Source organism: Sphingomonas sp. AC522, from assembly GCF_979258125.1.
Genome location: NZ_OZ409836.1, coordinates 2,568,226 through 2,584,077 on the forward strand (window position 1 = coordinate 2,568,226; position 15,852 = coordinate 2,584,077).

11 protein-coding genes are annotated in these 15,852 nt (G+C 64.9%); 7 read left to right on the forward strand and 4 right to left on the reverse strand.

Annotated features, from left to right (window positions below; translation table 11 throughout):
* The first annotated feature begins 116 nt into the window (after positions 1 to 116).
* The 7 genes from ACZZZM_RS12790 (at position 117) to ACZZZM_RS12820 (ending at position 5,896) form a co-directional block, all read left to right on the forward strand.
* Positions 117 to 1,718 carry a carboxyl transferase domain-containing protein gene (locus ACZZZM_RS12790; RefSeq protein ID WP_463595472.1) on the forward strand — a complete coding sequence of 534 codons (1,602 nt, stop codon included), beginning with the start codon at positions 117 to 119 and terminating at the stop codon, positions 1,716 to 1,718.
* A gap of 14 nt (positions 1,719 to 1,732) precedes the next feature.
* Entirely contained in the window at positions 1,733 to 2,218 is a 486-nt protein-coding gene (locus ACZZZM_RS12795) for a nuclear transport factor 2 family protein (RefSeq protein WP_463595473.1), read from the forward strand.
* Positions 2,215 to 2,643, forward strand: a complete 429-nt coding sequence (locus tag ACZZZM_RS12800; RefSeq protein WP_463595474.1) for a nuclear transport factor 2 family protein — start codon at positions 2,215 to 2,217, stop codon at positions 2,641 to 2,643. The genes ACZZZM_RS12795 and ACZZZM_RS12800 overlap by 4 nt, the downstream gene beginning before the upstream one ends.
* Positions 2,640 to 2,960: a DUF3088 family protein gene (locus ACZZZM_RS12805; RefSeq protein ID WP_463595475.1), complete on the forward strand. Its 321-nt coding sequence runs from the start codon at positions 2,640 to 2,642 to the stop codon at positions 2,958 to 2,960. Before ACZZZM_RS12800 ends, ACZZZM_RS12805 begins: the two co-directional genes overlap by 4 nt.
* Positions 2,957 to 3,466: a hypothetical protein gene (locus tag ACZZZM_RS12810; protein ID WP_463595476.1), complete on the forward strand. Its 510-nt coding sequence runs from the start codon at positions 2,957 to 2,959 to the stop codon at positions 3,464 to 3,466. The genes ACZZZM_RS12805 and ACZZZM_RS12810 overlap by 4 nt, the downstream gene beginning before the upstream one ends.
* A 1-nt stretch (position 3,467) precedes the next feature.
* Positions 3,468 to 5,330 carry an acetyl/propionyl/methylcrotonyl-CoA carboxylase subunit alpha gene (locus ACZZZM_RS12815; protein WP_463595477.1) on the forward strand — a complete coding sequence of 621 codons (1,863 nt, stop codon included), beginning with the start codon at positions 3,468 to 3,470 and terminating at the stop codon, positions 5,328 to 5,330.
* Positions 5,331 to 5,443: 113 nt separating this feature from the next.
* Entirely contained in the window at positions 5,444 to 5,896 is a 453-nt protein-coding gene (locus tag ACZZZM_RS12820) for a MaoC family dehydratase (RefSeq protein WP_463595478.1), read from the forward strand.
* On the opposite strand, the gene ACZZZM_RS12825 is transcribed toward ACZZZM_RS12820, so the two are convergent.
* From ACZZZM_RS12825 to ACZZZM_RS12840, 4 genes are all read right to left on the reverse strand, one after another.
* A complete protein-coding gene (locus ACZZZM_RS12825; RefSeq protein WP_463595479.1) occupies positions 5,893 to 7,356 on the reverse strand; it encodes a flavin-containing monooxygenase in 1,464 nt (487 codons plus the stop codon). The genes ACZZZM_RS12820 and ACZZZM_RS12825 overlap by 4 nt on opposite strands.
* A 47-nt stretch (positions 7,357 to 7,403) precedes the next feature.
* Positions 7,404 to 11,606: a translocation/assembly module TamB domain-containing protein gene (locus ACZZZM_RS12830; RefSeq protein ID WP_463595480.1), complete on the reverse strand. Its 4,203-nt coding sequence runs from the start codon at positions 11,604 to 11,606 to the stop codon at positions 7,404 to 7,406.
* Entirely contained in the window at positions 11,606 to 13,738 is a 2,133-nt protein-coding gene (locus ACZZZM_RS12835; RefSeq protein ID WP_463595481.1) for an autotransporter assembly complex protein TamA, read from the reverse strand. Before ACZZZM_RS12835 ends, ACZZZM_RS12830 begins: the two co-directional genes overlap by 1 nt.
* Before the next feature lie 62 nt (positions 13,739 to 13,800).
* Positions 13,801 to 15,852 carry a malate synthase G gene (locus ACZZZM_RS12840; protein ID WP_463595482.1) on the reverse strand — a complete coding sequence of 684 codons (2,052 nt, stop codon included), beginning with the start codon at positions 15,850 to 15,852 and terminating at the stop codon, positions 13,801 to 13,803.

Sequence of the window (15,852 nt, forward strand, 5' to 3'; positions counted from 1 at the left end):
CCGTATCGCCGTGATAGGCATGTGCTACACCCAGAAAATGGCGCGCGCCAGCACCTTCCCAACGCGGATTTCTAGGTGTAGGCAAAGCAAAAACTAGGTCAGGAAGGATGCCCTATATGAGCGCCCCGGTGCTCGACACCAAGGTCTCCGCCGATAGCGAGGTCTTCCGCGCCAATGCTGCGCACAATCGCGCGCTGGCTGAACGGCTCCGCGCCGACGTTGCCCAGGCCGCATTGGGCGGATCGCAGGCATCGCGCGAGCGCCACGAAGCCCGCGGCAAGCTCCTCCCCCGCGACCGCGTCGAGCGGTTGCTCGATCCCGGCAGCCCGTTCCTCGAAATCGGCCAGCTCGCCGCCAATGATTTGTATGACGGCGAGGTCCCCGGTGCGGGGATGATCGCCGGCATTGGCCGCGTCTCAGGCCGCACCGTGATGATCGTCTGCAACGACGCCACGGTGAAGGGCGGCACCTATTATCCGATGACGGTCAAGAAGCATCTCCGCGCGCAGGAGATTGCCCAAGCCAATCGCCTGCCCTGCATCTACCTCGTAGATTCAGGCGGCGCGAACCTGCCGCACCAGGCCGAAGTCTTTCCCGATCGCGATCACTTCGGCCGCATCTTCTTCAACCAGGCCAATATGTCGGCGCTCGGCATCCCCCAGATCGCCTGCGTGATGGGAAGCTGCACGGCGGGCGGCGCCTATGTCCCGGCGATGAGCGACGAGAGCGTGATCGTGCGCGCCCAGGGCACGATCTTCCTCGCCGGCCCGCCGCTGGTAAAGGCTGCAACCGGCGAAGTGATCAGTGCCGAGGATCTTGGCGGCGGCGACCTGCACGGCCGCAAGTCGGGCGTGGTCGATCATGTCGCCGAGAATGACGAGCATGCGCTCACCATCGTCCGCGACATCGTCAGCCACTTGCCCGCCGATGCCGAGCCCGCAATCAAGCTGCTCGATCCGCGCCCGCCTAAATATGACGCCAGCGATCTATACGGCATCGTCCCCCAGGATGTCCGCGCGCCCTATGACGTCCACGAAGTCATCGCCCGGCTGGTCGACGGCAGCGAGTTTCACGAGTTCAAGGCGCTCTATGGCACCAGCCTGGTCTGCGGCTTCGCCCACATCTGGGGCATGCCGGTCGGCATCATCGCCAATAACGGCGTGTTGTTCAGCGAGAGCGCGGTCAAGGGCGCACACTTTATCGAACTGGCCTGCCAGCGCCGCATCCCCCTGCTGTTCCTCCAGAACATTTCGGGCTTCATGGTCGGCGGCAAATATGAAGCCGAGGGCATCGCCAAGCACGGCGCCAAACTCGTCACCGCCGTCGCCACTGCCACCGTTCCCAAAATCACAATCCTGATCGGCGGCAGCTTCGGCGCCGGCAATTACGGTATGTGCGGCCGCGCCTATAATCCGCGTTTCCTGTTCAGCTGGCCCAATAGCCGGATCAGCGTGATGGGCGGAGAGCAGGCCGCGAGCGTCCTCGCCACCGTCCACCGCGACGCCGACAAATGGGACGACGAGGAAGAGGAAGCCTTCAAGCAGCCGATCCGCCAGCGCTACGAAGACGAAGGCAATCCCTGGCACGCAACTGCCCGGCTATGGGACGACGGCATCATCGACCCCGCCCAGACCCGCGACATACTCGGCCTCGCCTTCGCCGCAACGCTCAACGCACCCATCCCCGAACGCCCCGCCTTCGGCGTGTTCCGGATGTGACCGAAAGGGAATCCATGCGCTTCTTCCTCCTCTCCGCCCTCGCCTTCGTCGCACCGCTTCCCGCGCTCGCGCAAAAGGCCAGCGACAAGCTCCCGCCCGCCAACGCGCTTCCCTACGAAGCCAGCGACGAAGGCGCTGTCCTCGCGCCGATCACCGCGATCTTCGCGGCGCTCGAAGCCGGCGACAAGCAGGCGCTGCTCCGCCATGTCTATCCCGATGGCCGTGTCACCTCCGTGAGCGACACCGCCGTGCATCAATTCAGCTTCACCCAGTTCGCCGAGCGCCTCAGTCCGGAGCGTGCGTTCAAGGAGCGTATCTGGAACCCGGCGGTCGAAATCGACGGCAATATCGCGATGGTCTGGGCACCCTATGACGTCACCGTCGCTGGCAAGCTCTCCAATTGCGGCATCGACCATTTCGACCTGGTCCGCGAAGCCGGTGCATGGAAGGTGATGAACATCACTTTCTCCTCGAGAACCGTAGGCTGTGCAGCAAAGTGATCGCAGCACTCCTTCTCACGCTTGCTCCGGCGGACGATGCGCAAGACGTGCTCGCGACGATCGAAGCCGCCTTTGCCGGCATCGCCGCGCACGACCGGGCCGCGATCACCGCACAGCTCCGCGACACCGGCACCGCAACAGTGATCATGGAGAAGCCCGACGGCACGCGCACCGTGCGCAACGTGCCGCTCGCCACCTATGCCGACGTCGATCCGAGCACCGACCGCTATGAAGAGCGTATGATCGATCCCGAAGTGCGAATTGAAGGCGCGATGGCGAGCGTGTGGGGCCGGTACATTTTCTCGACCAACGGCGCCGTCCATCATTGCGGCTTCCAGAATTTCGGGCTGGTGCGCGAAGGGGGCAAATGGAAGATCCAGAACGTAACCTGGTCCGTCCGCTTCACGGGATGCGCGGCAAAATGACTCGCGACCGCCTCTATCTGCTCGAGCGTCAGTTCGACGATGCGGCGCTCCCAGGCCGCGCCTTCCATTGCAAGGATTGCATGACCGTGGAGGGTCTGCTGGCCGCCTTCCCCGCCAGCACGGCGCGCGTCGATGTGGTCCGCCTCCCCTATTCCCGCCCGCGCGCCGAAATAGTCGCGCTGATCGGCGAGAAGAACCAGAACCTCCCCTGCCTCGTGTTGGCCGAAGAGGACGGGCGCGTCGGGTTCGTCAATGAGATCGAAGCGCTGCTCGCGGCGCTTCACACCCGCCACGGTTTCCCGGAGCGTCATCCATGATCAGAATTCTCTTTGCTCCGGCCGCGATCAGCCTCGCATTGCTATCTGGGTGCAATAAGCCTGCGGCACCGGCCGAGCCTGTTCAGAACGCAGCGCCGGTCGACAACGTCGCGGCGCCCGCCCCGGCCCCGGCTCCTGCCAACACGGTTGCTGCCGCGAAACCAGTGGCGCTCGATCCGCTGAAGGATGGCGATGATTCCGGCCTGGAGCCCGGCTGCTTCTGCAGTTTTTCCGACGGCACGCATGACCTTCTGACCGTCGCCGCGACCAAGGTTGTGCTGCGGATCGATGGCGTGCTCAGAACCTGCCCGATCACACAGGAGCAATCCAGCGCGCTGACCGGCGGCGAGGCCGAATTTACCTGCGAGGGCTACAAGATCACCCTCAAGGGCGAAGGCAAGGTCGAGCAAGGGGGCGAAGAAACCTGGGGCCGCGATGGCGCGCTCACTATCTCGCGCGACGGGCAGAGCAAACCGTACAAGGGCGGAATGGGATGCGCGTGCTGAGATGATCGAATCGCTGCTCATCGCCAATCGCGGCGAGATCGCCTGCCGTATCATCCGCACTGCGCGCGCGATGGGCATCCGCACCGTCGCGGTCTATTCAGACGCCGACGCGCAGGCGCTTCACGTCCGCCAGGCTGACGAAGCGGTGCATATCGGTCCGTCGCCTGCGCGCGAATCCTATCTCGTCGGCGAGCGCATAATTGCTGCAGCAAAATCATCGGGAGCCGCAGCAATTCACCCGGGCTACGGCTTCCTTTCGGAGAATGCCGACTTTGCCCAGACAGTGTCGGACGCCGGCCTGATCTGGGTCGGACCGAAGCCGGAAAGCATCCGCGCGATGGGCCTCAAGGATGCGGCAAAGGAGCGCATGATTACGGCGGGCGTGCCGGTCACGCCAGGCTATCTGGGTGAGGATCAGTCTCCCGATCGCCTGCAGAAAGAAGCCGATGCGATCGGCTATCCAGTGCTGATCAAGGCCGTTGCGGGCGGTGGCGGAAAGGGCATGCGCAGAGTCGATGCTGCGCAGCAATTTGCCGAAATGCTGCAGTCGTGCAAGCGCGAGGCGGTCAGCTCGTTCGGCGACGATCGCGTGCTGATCGAGAAGTATATCCTCTCGCCGCGGCACATCGAAGTGCAGGTGTTCGGCGACACCCATGGCAATGTCGTCCACCTCTTCGAGCGCGATTGCTCTCTCCAGCGCCGCCACCAGAAGGTAATTGAGGAAGCCCCCGCCCCCGGCATGGACGAAGCTACCCGCGAAGCCATTTGTGCTGCGGCGGTACGCGCAGCAAAAGCCGTGGATTATGTCGGCGCGGGCACCATCGAATTCATCGCCGATGCCAGCGAGGGCCTGCGAGCCGATCGGATCTGGTTCATGGAAATGAACACGCGGCTCCAGGTCGAGCATCCCGTGACCGAGGAGATCACCGGCGTCGACCTTGTCGAGTGGCAGCTGCGTGTCGCGTCAGGCGAGCCCATCCCGCTGCAGCAGGACGAGTTGAGCATCCAAGGCTGGTCGATGGAGGCGCGGCTTTATGCCGAGAACCCCGCCACCGGGTTCCTCCCCTCGACCGGCCCGCTCGAGCACATCCATCTGCCCGAATATGCCCGCATCGAAACCGGCGTCGAGGAAGGCGGGGCCGTCTCGGCTTTCTACGATCCGATGATCGCCAAGATCGTCGTCCATGGCGAGACTCGCGAGGACGCGATCGAGGAGCTTTGGGAAGCGACCAGCGACGTAGAGGTGTGGCCCGTCCGCACCAATGCCGGCTTTCTCGCGCGGCTCTGCGAGGACGAGGATTTCCGCTCGGGAAATGTCGATACCGGACTGATTGCCCGCCGCGGCGACGATCTGACGGTCCCGCCGGCGCCCGACGAAGCGCATCTTCGCGAGGCCGCTTCTGCGCTGATTGCGCGCCCGGCAGCCAGCGTATGGGAGCACGCCGCCGGCCTGCGGCTAAACGCCGCATCGCGCAGCGAAGCGCAGATCGTCGATGATGATGGCAATGTCTATCGGCTCGCCAATCTAGTCCCCGACGATGGCGAGGCGCAGGACGAGGTCGTCGGCTTCGTCCTCGGCGAAGGCCGCAGCTATCGGCTCAACCAGCCCCGCGGCAGCGGCGCAGGCGGCGCAGCAGGCGACGGCGCAATTCTCGCTCCGATGCCCGGACGCGTCACTGCGGTCGATGTCGCGGCAGGCGACACCGTCACCAAGGGCCAGCGCCTCGTCACATTGGAAGCGATGAAGATGGAGCACGGCATGACCGCGCCGTTCGATGGCACTGTCGCCGAGCTGAATGTCGAAGCCGGCGCACAGGTGACCGAAGGCACGATCCTGGTGAAGATCGAGAAGCGCGAAACCTAGTCACCCTCACCCTTCCCACCGCCCGCGGCGGCGGGCCTCTTCGCTCTCCCATCGGAAGAGGGAGGAGGCGCGAAGCGCTGGAAGGGTGAGGGCGATCAACGAATGGAAATGCAATGCCCGGAAAATTCTACGACGAATGGCAGATCGGCGACCGGATCGAGCACGATCTCCGCCGCACCGTCACCGAGACCGACAATCTTCTCTTCTCCACCCTCACCCACAATACCCAGCCGCTCCACATCGACGCGGAGGCGGCAAAGGCGTCCGAGTTCGGCCAGATCCTCGTCAACGGCACTTTCACATTCGGCCTGATGGTCGGCATCACCGTGGGCGACACCACCGCGGGCACGCTCGTCGCCAATCTCGGCTATGACAAGCTGGTGATGCCCAAGCCCGTATTCATCGGCGACACGTTGCGAGCCTCGTCCGAAGTCACCGAGTTGCGCCCGAGCAAATCGCGCCCCGGTCAGGGCATCGTCACCTGGCGCCACCAGATGCACAACCAGCGCGGCGAGCTGGTCTGCGAATGCCTGCGCTCGGCTTTGCTGCGCAGCAAAAGTGCCTAGGCGGCCTTTTTCGCCTTCGGCTCCGGATTGGAAAATTCCATCTCCCGATCGATCCCACCGAACTTCAGCGCCATGATGTCGCGCGTATAATTCTGGTTGAGCCGCCACGGCTTGCGCGTTCCCTGGCGCGGCAATTTGTCGATCGCCCGCTGGACATAGCCCGAAGTGAAATCGAGGAACGGCATCGGCTCGACCGAGCCCTCAACCCGCGGCGTAACCTGCCGCATTCCGCGCTTCTTCATCGCATTGAGCAGCCGCGTCACATAGCCCGCGGTCAAGTCAGATTTGAGCGTCCAGCTCGCATTGGTGTAGCCGAACGACATCGCCATGTTGGGCACGTCCGAAAACATCATGCCCTTGTACATCGTCTGGTCGGACCAGACGATCTGCTTGCCATCGACCAGGAACGGCACGTCGCTCATCAACTGGATCTGAAGCCCCGTCGCTGTCACCACCAGATCCGCTGGAAGCTGCTTGCCCGAACTCAGCACGATGCCATCCAGGGTGAAATGGTCGATCGTGTCGGTCACCACATCCGCCTTGCCGCCGCGGATCGCGCCGAACAGATCGGCATCGGGCACCAGGCACAGGCGCTGGTCCCACGGATTGTATTTGGGCGTGAAATGCGTTTCCACGTCATAATCAGGCAGCTCGTCGCGGACCATCTGGACGAGCTTCTCGCCCGCCTTCTCCGGCCGCTTGCGCATGAACCAATAGAGGAATTGCTGGCGCAGCACGTTCCGCCAGCGCGTGATCGCATAAGCGGTCTTCGCCGGCAAAATCTTGCGCAGGCGGTTCGCCATCGCATCCTCCGATGGCAGCGACGCGATATAGGTCGGCGAGCGCTGAAGCATCGTCACATGGGCTGCCTGCTTGGCAAGTTCCGGCACCAAAGTCACCGCGGTCGCGCCGCTGCCGATCACAACCACGCGCTTGCCGGCATAGTCGATATCGGGCGTCCAGAATTGCGGGTGGACGATCTGCCCCGCGAAATCCCCCGCCCCCGCGAATTCGGGCGTGAAGCCCTGGGCGTAATTATAATAGCCGGTGCACATGAACAGGAAGGAGCAAGTGAAGCGCACCTCCTGGCCGCCGCGGGTCACGGTGAGCGTCCAGCAGGCGTCCTCGCTCGACCATTCGGCACGGCTCAGCCGGTGCGAATAGCGAATATGCTTGTCGATGCCGTGCTCGCGCGCAGTCTCGTCTAGATAGCTCAGGATGGAAGGACCATCGGCAATCGACTTGGCTTGGGTCCACGGCTTGAACGAGAAGCCGAGGGTATACATGTCGCTGTCCGAGCGGATGCCCGGATAGCGAAACAGGTCCCAGGTCCCGCCCAGTCGCTCCCGGCCCTCCAGGATCATGTACGACCGGTCGGGCGAATGCGCCTGCAGGTGATAGGCCGCCCCCACGCCGGAAATGCCGGCGCCCACCACGATCACGTCGAAATGCTCGGTCACTCAGGCTCTCCCGCTCTTACCCTTGCTTACACAAGGGTAAGTAGCGGTCAATAATCCTTCGAGTATCTCAGGCTGACGCTGGAGCCCCCAAACGATCCGGTCTGCGAGAGCAGGCTGAGCGCGCGGGTGAGCGAGATTTCGAGCTGCGTGGCAGTGAAGCCGCGGGCGTCAGTAATGATCTCGATGTAGATATCGTCGGTCAGGTATTTGCCTGCCGCCAGCGCGGTCCCACGTCCTGCCGCATCGTCGGCGCCCAGGATGCGCAACTGGTCGATGCCCGTCGCGGACTTCAGCTTGCCGAGCGGATTGAGCCCGCCGCCCGAACCACGCAGCGAATTGAGCGCGGCAGCAAGCTGGATCGCCTCGGTCGCCGACAGATTGGTGACGTTGGTCCCAAAGAACAATCGCGCGAGCACTTCCTCTTGCGGCAGGCTCGGCGACGAAGTGAAGGCGATGCGCGGCTGCTGCGCGGTGCCCGTGACATTGAGGATCGCCGTGACTCCCTCGGCAGTCGTGTCTGCCGAGAGGTCGATCGTCGGGTTCGAGATCTTGCCGCCTTGGAAGCGGATCGTCCCGCGATCGATTTCGAAACGCCGGCTCGCGAAACTGTACGTGCCCCGCACAATCTCCATCGTGCCGCGCACATCGGGCGCCGCCGAGGTGCCGCCGACCAGGATGTTCGCGCGCCACTCGGATTCGAGTCCCATGCCAGACACGAAAAGCTGGTTCTGCGCGCGAATGCGGAGCGAGAGATCGAATATCCCGGCGAAGCCCGGCTTGGGTGACGGCCTGCTGCCATCGGCATTGAGCTCGCTCTTGCGGCGGATGCCGGTCAGCTCGGCGACTTCGGCGGCGCCCTGGCGGATGATTTCGTAGCGCGCCTCCGGGATATCGATACGGCCTTCGATCTTCGCGACGCCCGGCGCCTTGGTCAGCTTGATCTGGCCGGTCGCGGTCGCGCCGAGCGAATCGCTGCGGGCGAGCCGGGCATTGTTGAAGTCCGCAGTGAGCGTGATCGGATAGTCCGCTGCCTGCGACAGACCCACGCGGCCCGACGCGCTGACTGTGCCGTCTCCGGCAGTCGCAGTGATCGAATTCAGGATGAATTCGTCGTTCGAGAAGCGCCCGTCGATCTTCATATTGGTCAGCCGCGTGCCGAACGTCTCGTTCTCATAGGTGAGCGCATTCGCGCGGACGACGCCGTTGAGGAATGGCTCGCGCACCCGGCCCGAGAAATCGGCGGCGATCCCGATCGCGCCATCGAGATGCTGATCGGCAAGGCCCGCGAGCGAGAACGGCACCGCCGCCGGGCCATTATATCGAATCCCACCGCCAAGCGGCGCCGCGAGCATGCGCGTAGTCCAGCTCCCGGCTTCGGGCCCGAGCGGGTTGAGCGTCGCGACGACACGCCCGATGGTAGCGCCGCCGCGGCGGATCAGCGCGCGGGCATCACCGCCATCGGGGAGCAGCTTGCCGACGAAGCTAATATCGACCGGCGTCGAGACGCTGGCGAGGCCGGTGCGCGTGAAATTTTTGAGCTCGAGCCGCGCATCGGCGCTAGGGAACGCCGCCGGATTCGCCTGCGCGAAATCCAGGCTTCCGGTCGCAGTGCCATCGATGCCGATGCCCGGCCGCAACAGGTTGAGCAGCGACAGATCAAGGCTGTCGAGCCGCGCCCGCAGGACTACGCCGTTGCCATAGCTGCCCGCCAACCGCGCGCTGCCCTTGTCGAAGTCGATCACCGTGGGGAGCAAGGTGTAGGTGTCGCCGCGCAAGGCAATGCGCGCGGGTGCGGTGGTGCGGAATTTCACGCCGCTTGCCTGGCCGTCCATCGCAATCAGCCATTGCTCGGGCGCGAACCGCGCATTGGCGGCGATGCGGAACGGTACACCCGTCGAGCCCGTGGCGAGCGCCTGGGCACTGCCACTGCCGCCGCGATAGTCGATCTTGACGCGCCCAGTCTTGATCGTCGTGGTCGGCCCATAGCGCAGGTTTGCGACCTGTGCGTCGGCCACGATCTCGGGTGTGTCCGCCAGCACCACGCTGGCCGTGACCAATGCCCGCCCGATCGTCAGCCCGGCGTCGCCCGGAATCGTTGCGTTGAGTGCCTTCGCTTCGATATCGGCGCGCTGCAAATTGCCCTGCGCAGCCAGTTGCGCCGAACCGGTCACGCCCGATCCGTTGAAGCTCAGCGCGCCGGCGAATGGCCCGGCAGCGGTCTGCTGCAACTGTCCGGCAACATCCATGCCCGCAAAGCGCGCCTTCTGGATATCGATGGCGAGCAACCTGCCGGTGCGCACCAGCACATCGGCGCTGAACGGCCCGTAATTGGTGCCCCCAGTCGCGCTCACGGCGTAAGCGTCGCCACGTCCGCGCACGCGTGCGGTCAGGTCGACCAACCCCACGCCCAGCCCGGGCCGCGCAGCGCGCAGCAAAATCTCGGGAGCATTGAGCGTGCCGGTGATCCGCGCGGTAAGCGGCCCATAGGCATTGGACACCGCATCGGCATCGAGCAGGATCGGCCCGGCCGGATCGTATCGCCCCGATCCGCGCGTGATTCGGAATTCGGGCGCGCGCATCTTTACGTCGCTAATGGTCACAATGCCGCGCGGATCGAGCGACAGTCTTGCCGAGGCGACGGCATTGCCGCCCAGGAACTCACGCGCGCCATCGCTAAAGATGCGCCGCGTTTCGCCGGCGATCTGCCCGCGGATCCCCCAGCCGCCGCCGGGGGCGGCAAACAGCTCGGCATCGGTGCGCAGATTGACCACGCCAACGCCGTCGATCTGATAATCGTTGATGCGACCCTTGAGCGCGCCGGTATAGCGCCCCGTGCTCACATCCGCGGCGATGATTGCCGTCGCGTCGATCCGGTCCGAATGCAGCTTGAGATTGTCGGACAGGATCTGGCTGCCCGAGATCGCCAGGTCGCCATTGACGGTCAGGTTGGTCACCAGTCCACCCGCTGCGGCGTTGAGCCCCGTCACCCGCGCCGCCTTGGCACGCACCGGCACGAGGATGCGATCGGCATCGACCCGCGCCCTGCCCTCGGCGAACAGTCCTTCGACGCCGGTTTCTCCGAACGCCAGCGCCGCAGCCTGAATCTTGTAATCGACCACCGGCGAAGCGAACGGGCCGTCGAGCGCCAGCCCGACGCGCACCGATCGCCCGCGCAGATCGGGAGCGATCGAGCCGGGAGTGAGCAGCATCGCATCCACATTGAGATTGCCGAAGCGGTTCTGCGCGAGATCGATCACGCCCTTCGCCTCCACCGACATCGCCTTGCTGTGCAGCTTGAGAATACCGTCCGCCTTGCGGTCCGCCCATGCGAAATCGAGATCGAGGTCGAGTCGCGGTGCCGCGAGGCGCTCGACCGGACCCTTCATGTACAATCCCGGATTGGTCGGCCCGCGCACCTGAAAGCGGCCGTTTCGCGCCGCAACGCCCAGGTCGGCGAGCGGCTGTCCGCCCAGGGTGCTCACCGCCTTGCCCTGCCAGCTTGCCCAATCGCCCTTGCCGTCGACGCGCACCGACAGCGGCGCCTCGAGCCCCGCCAGGCCGGCGATCAGCCCGTCCGCGGGACCATCGAGCTGCAATCCGATGTCCAACCGGTTCTTGTCGGGCACGGCATCGAGCCGCAGCGCAAGCCGGTCACCGCCCGCCACTCCGGGCGCCGCGACCGTACCGCCATTGGCAGTGATCTGGGCGCGTCCGTCCGCGAGATGCGCATTACCGGAAAGCCGGGCGATATGCCGCTGCCCAGTGACCGCGGGTGCGATGTCGATCCGGACAATGTCGAGCTTGGCGATGTCGATATTGATATTGGGTAGCAGCGGCGCATTGGGATCGCCCGAGGGCTTGAGCGCCGGCAGCCGGGCAAGCTTGACTTCAGGGCTGGTCAGGCTGCGGATATCGACGTGATTGCGCACATAGGCGAACGGCCGCCAATCAATGCGCATTTCCTGCGCCGTCGCGAAAGTCCCCTGCGCATCGCGCACTTCGACGCCGCGCAGCACCATCGCCCCGTAAAGCGAGCCCTCGATCCGCTGGATGCGAAAATTGAGCCCCGAGGCGAGCGTGAAGCTGTTGAGCTGACGCACGACAAAGTCGCGTCCCGGCTGGGTGTTGATCAACAAGACTGCCGCAGCCAGAAGCAGCGCGAGCGCCGCCAATGCCGCCGCCACCCAGATTACGATCCGCCGCCATAGCGGCTTGCGCACCACCACGATGTCAGGCGTCTCGTCCGCCATCAGAATGCCTGGCCGATAGAGATATACAGCGCGATCTTGGATTCGCCCTTCTGGCGCTTGAACGGCGTCGCCACATCGACGCGGAGCGGGCCGAAATTGGTATAATAACGTCCGCCGATCCCGGCGCCGAAGCGCATGTTCTGACCAGTCGGATAGACGCCCTCATAGACCTGTCCCGCATCGATGAACGGCACGATCCCGAAATTGCCGAAGCGGTAACGCGCCTCGATCGCGAATTCGTTGAAACTGCGGCCGCCCACCGGCTTTCCATCGGGCGAGCGCGGCCCCAGCTCCTGATAGCCGAATCCGCGCACCGATCCGCCTCCGCCAGCATAATAGCGCCGCGAGGGGGGCAAATCGTTGCGGTCGATGCCGGGGATCGAGCCGACCCGAGCGCGCGCCGCCACGACGATGCTGCTCGATACCGGCTGATAATAGGTGCCCTCCAGCATCAGCCGCGCATAGGGCCGCGCCCGGCCACGGACCGAGGTTTCGGGGCTGACATTGCCCTTGATCCGGTAGCCGCGCGTTGGGTTGAGCAAGTCATCCGATCGGTCATAGCCAAGAAAGGTAGGCAGCGCCGCGATCAGCCAGGTGCCGCGGTCGCGCGCGCCGGTGTCGAAGTTGAAACGGTCCTCGTTCGATCCGACGATCTCGACACCGTAGAAATAGGTCCAGCGCTTCTGCCAGATCGGCGTAGAAGCGCGCGAGATGCGCGCCATCAGCGTGCCGGTGTAGGATTCGAACGCAGCATAGTCCGAATGGTTGAGCGCGAACCTTGCCTGGAAGGTGCGGTCGCGTTGGCCGGCGTTCGAGCGGCGGAATGTCACCGAGGCACCCTGCTCTTGCGTACCGAGCACGCCGCTGGCGATCAGTGCGCCTTCGGGCGGGAACAGGTTGCGGTGCGTCCAACTGCCCTCGACGCGCAGGCCCTGCCCGGTCGAATAGCCGGCCTCGCCCGCAATCGTCCGCGGGCGGCCGGCGGTCTGGCGCACCAGGATATTGACCACTTCGGTGCCGTCCGGCCCAGGCACGCCGGTGCGCACCGGTTCGACCGAGACGGTCGAGAACAAGCTGGTCGCGATCAGCGCATCGCGCAGATCATCGGTCTGGCGCACGTCGTAGATCGTGCCCGGCGTGTAGCGCCGCAGCAGCCGAAGATGGTCGACATCGAACACCGGCCGCCGCCCCTGGGTCACCACTTCGCCGAACACCGCGCGCGGGCCGAGCGCGACCGGCAGCGTGTAATCGCCGATATGCGTTTCCTCATCGAGCAGGATGTCGCGATCGCCCAGCTTGATAAACGGATAACCCTGCTGCGGCAGCTTGAGGCTGACATTGGCCTCCGCGCCCTGCACCCGGATCGCCTCGATCGGGTCGCCGGACTTGAGGTTGAGCTCGCGTTCGAGCAGCCCCGCGGGCACCGTCGGATCGGCGGTGATCTGGACCGTCCCGAGCCGATAGAGCGCGCCGGGGCTGGCGGTGACCGTGGCGACGACGTTGCCCGAATTCTTCGGCACCTGCTCGACCGAAGAAATCGCCGTACCGTCATAATAGCCGAGCGACTGCATCAGCCGGATCGCCAGTCGCTCGTCCTCGCGCGCCCGGGCGGCGACCATGGCGGCGTTGGCGGCCTTGCCGTCGCCGTCTTCTAGCGCGGAGAGCGAGCGGAAGCGATCGTCGAGATCAACTTCGGCCAGCCCTTCGAGCACCGTCTTGTAGCGGATAGTGACGGCCTTCGGGTCGTCGGCCTTGATCTCGACGGGCGGCTCGACCTTGAATTCGGCGAGCGCCGGCAAGGGCCGGGCGAATTCGGGATCCTCGGCGGGCGCCGCGGTAAAGCTCTCCTCGACCTGCGCGCGCACCTCGGCGGCTTGCTGGCCCTGGCTGGGCGCAGGCGTGAAGCCCTCGATCGGCTCAAGCGGTGCATTGATGTCGTCGCTTAGCTTCGGGATGGCCGCTTCGAACTCGGCATCCGGAACGATCGGCTTGATATCGGTCTCGGCCGGCGGTGGGGGTTTGGGCGCGTCGACAGGAGCGCCCTGGCCGGGCTTGGGATCGGCGATCTGCGCCCATGCCACACCCGGCACGAACGCCGTTCCCGCCAATGTGGCGAGCCAAACCGCCTTCACCCCTTTACGCAACTTTTTCCTCCGGGGCGGTGTATTCCCCGTCCCTCTCGCATGCGCAACGTTCAACTATCACTTTGGCTCCGCACTTCTTTTTTCGCTTCGGCGCGAAAGCGGTGGAGCAGCGGCTCGGTATAGCCATTGGGCTGGCCACGCCCCTCGAACACCAGCGCCCGTGCCGCCTGAAACGCCAGGCTGTCGGGGCTGCCCGCCATCGGCCGATAGAGCGGATCGCCGGCGTTCTGCGCATCGACCTTCGCCGCCATGCGCTGGAGCGCGGCATCCACATCGGAGGCGCTGCACACGCCGTGAAGTAGCCAATTGGCCATGTGCTGCGATGAGATGCGCAGAGTCGCGCGGTCTTCCATCAGCCCCACATCGTGAATATCGGGCACCTTTGAGCAGCCGACCCCCTGATCGATCCAGCGCACGACATAGCCGAGGATGCCCTGCGCATTATTGTCGAGTTCCTGGGCGATCTCTTCCGAGCTCCAGTTGCGGCCGGCCGCGATCGGCACGGTGAGCAACGGCGGCAGACCAGGAACTGCCTCAGCCGCAATCTCGCGCTGGCGAGCGAAGACATCGACCTGGTGGTAATGCAGCGCATGCAGCGTCGCCGCGGTCGGCGAAGGCACCCACGCGGTGTTGGCCCCGCTTCGGGGATGCGCGATCTTCTGTTCGAGCATGTCGGCCATGCGATCGGGCGCCGCCCACATCCCCTTCCCGATCTGCGCCCTGCCCGACAGCCCCGCGGCAAGCCCGATGCGGACGTTGCGATCCTCATAGGCCTTGATCCAGGCGGCGCCCTTTATCTCGGCCTTGGGAATGAATGGCCCCGCCTGCATCGCGGTGTGAATCTCATCACCGGTGCGATCGAGAAAGCCGGTGTTGATGAAGGCGATGCGGTCCCTCACGGCATGAATGCACGCGGCGAGATTTGCCGAAGTCCGCCGCTCCTCGTCCATCACACCGACCTTGATCGTGTGGCGCGCCAGCCCGAGCATATCCTCGACCGCGTTGAACAGGCCATCGGTAAACGCGCATTCCTCGGGTCCGTGCATCTTGGGCTTGACGATGTAGACCGAGCCGGCATGGCTGTTGCGGTATTTGCCCAGCCCCCGCAGGTCATACAGCGCGATCGTACTGGTCAGGATCGCATCGAGAATACCCTCAGGCGCCTCGCTGCCGTCGGCGAGCAGCACCGCTGGATTGGTCATCAAATGCCCGACATTGCGGACGAACAGCAGCGAGCGGCCCGGCAGCCCTTGCCGGTCGGCATTAAGACGCCGCGTCAGCGTCTTGCCGCCCTTCTCGAAGCTCTCCTCGAGATCGCCGCGCATCAGCCCCAGCCAATTGGCATAGGCCGCGACCTTGTCCTCGGCATCCACTGCCGCGATCGAGTCCTCGAGATCGACGATCGTCGTCAGCGCCGATTCGAGCATCACATCGGCTATGCCTGCAGGATCGCTGCGCCCGATCGGATGCTCACGGTCGATCACTACATCAATGTGCAGCCCATTATGTCGAAACAGCATCGGTGAGACTTGCTGTGACGGATCGCGCAGCATCGGCTCACCGCTCAGGTCGGCCCAACTTCCCTCGGCCAGTGGCACGGCCTGGTCGAGGAACGCCTTGGCACAGGCGATCACCTGCGCCCCCCGCTCCGCGTCATATCCGCCCGGCTCGGCTGCTCTCGGCAGCGCGTCGGTGCCGTAAAGCGCATCGTACAGGCTGCCCCAGCGTGCATTGGCGGCGTTGAGCACGAAGCGAGCATTGAGCGCCGGCACGACCAACTGCGGCCCGGCCATCCGCGCAATCTCGTCGTCGACATTCGCCGTGCCGACTTCGAACGACGCGGGCTCGGGCACGAGGTAATCGATCTCGCGAAGCCATGCCTCGTCCACCGCCTCGCCCGCCTGATAGCGCGCGTCGATCAGCGCCTGCAGTTCGTCGCGCCGAGCGAGAAGTGCGCGATTCTTGGGCGCAAACCGCGCGAAGATCTCCGCCGCGCCCCGCCAGAATGCTTCTGCATCGATCTCCAGTCCCGGTAGCACGCACTCTTCGACGAAGCGCGCAAGCGGATCGGCGACGGTCAGGCCGGAGCGGTCGATAGGCAT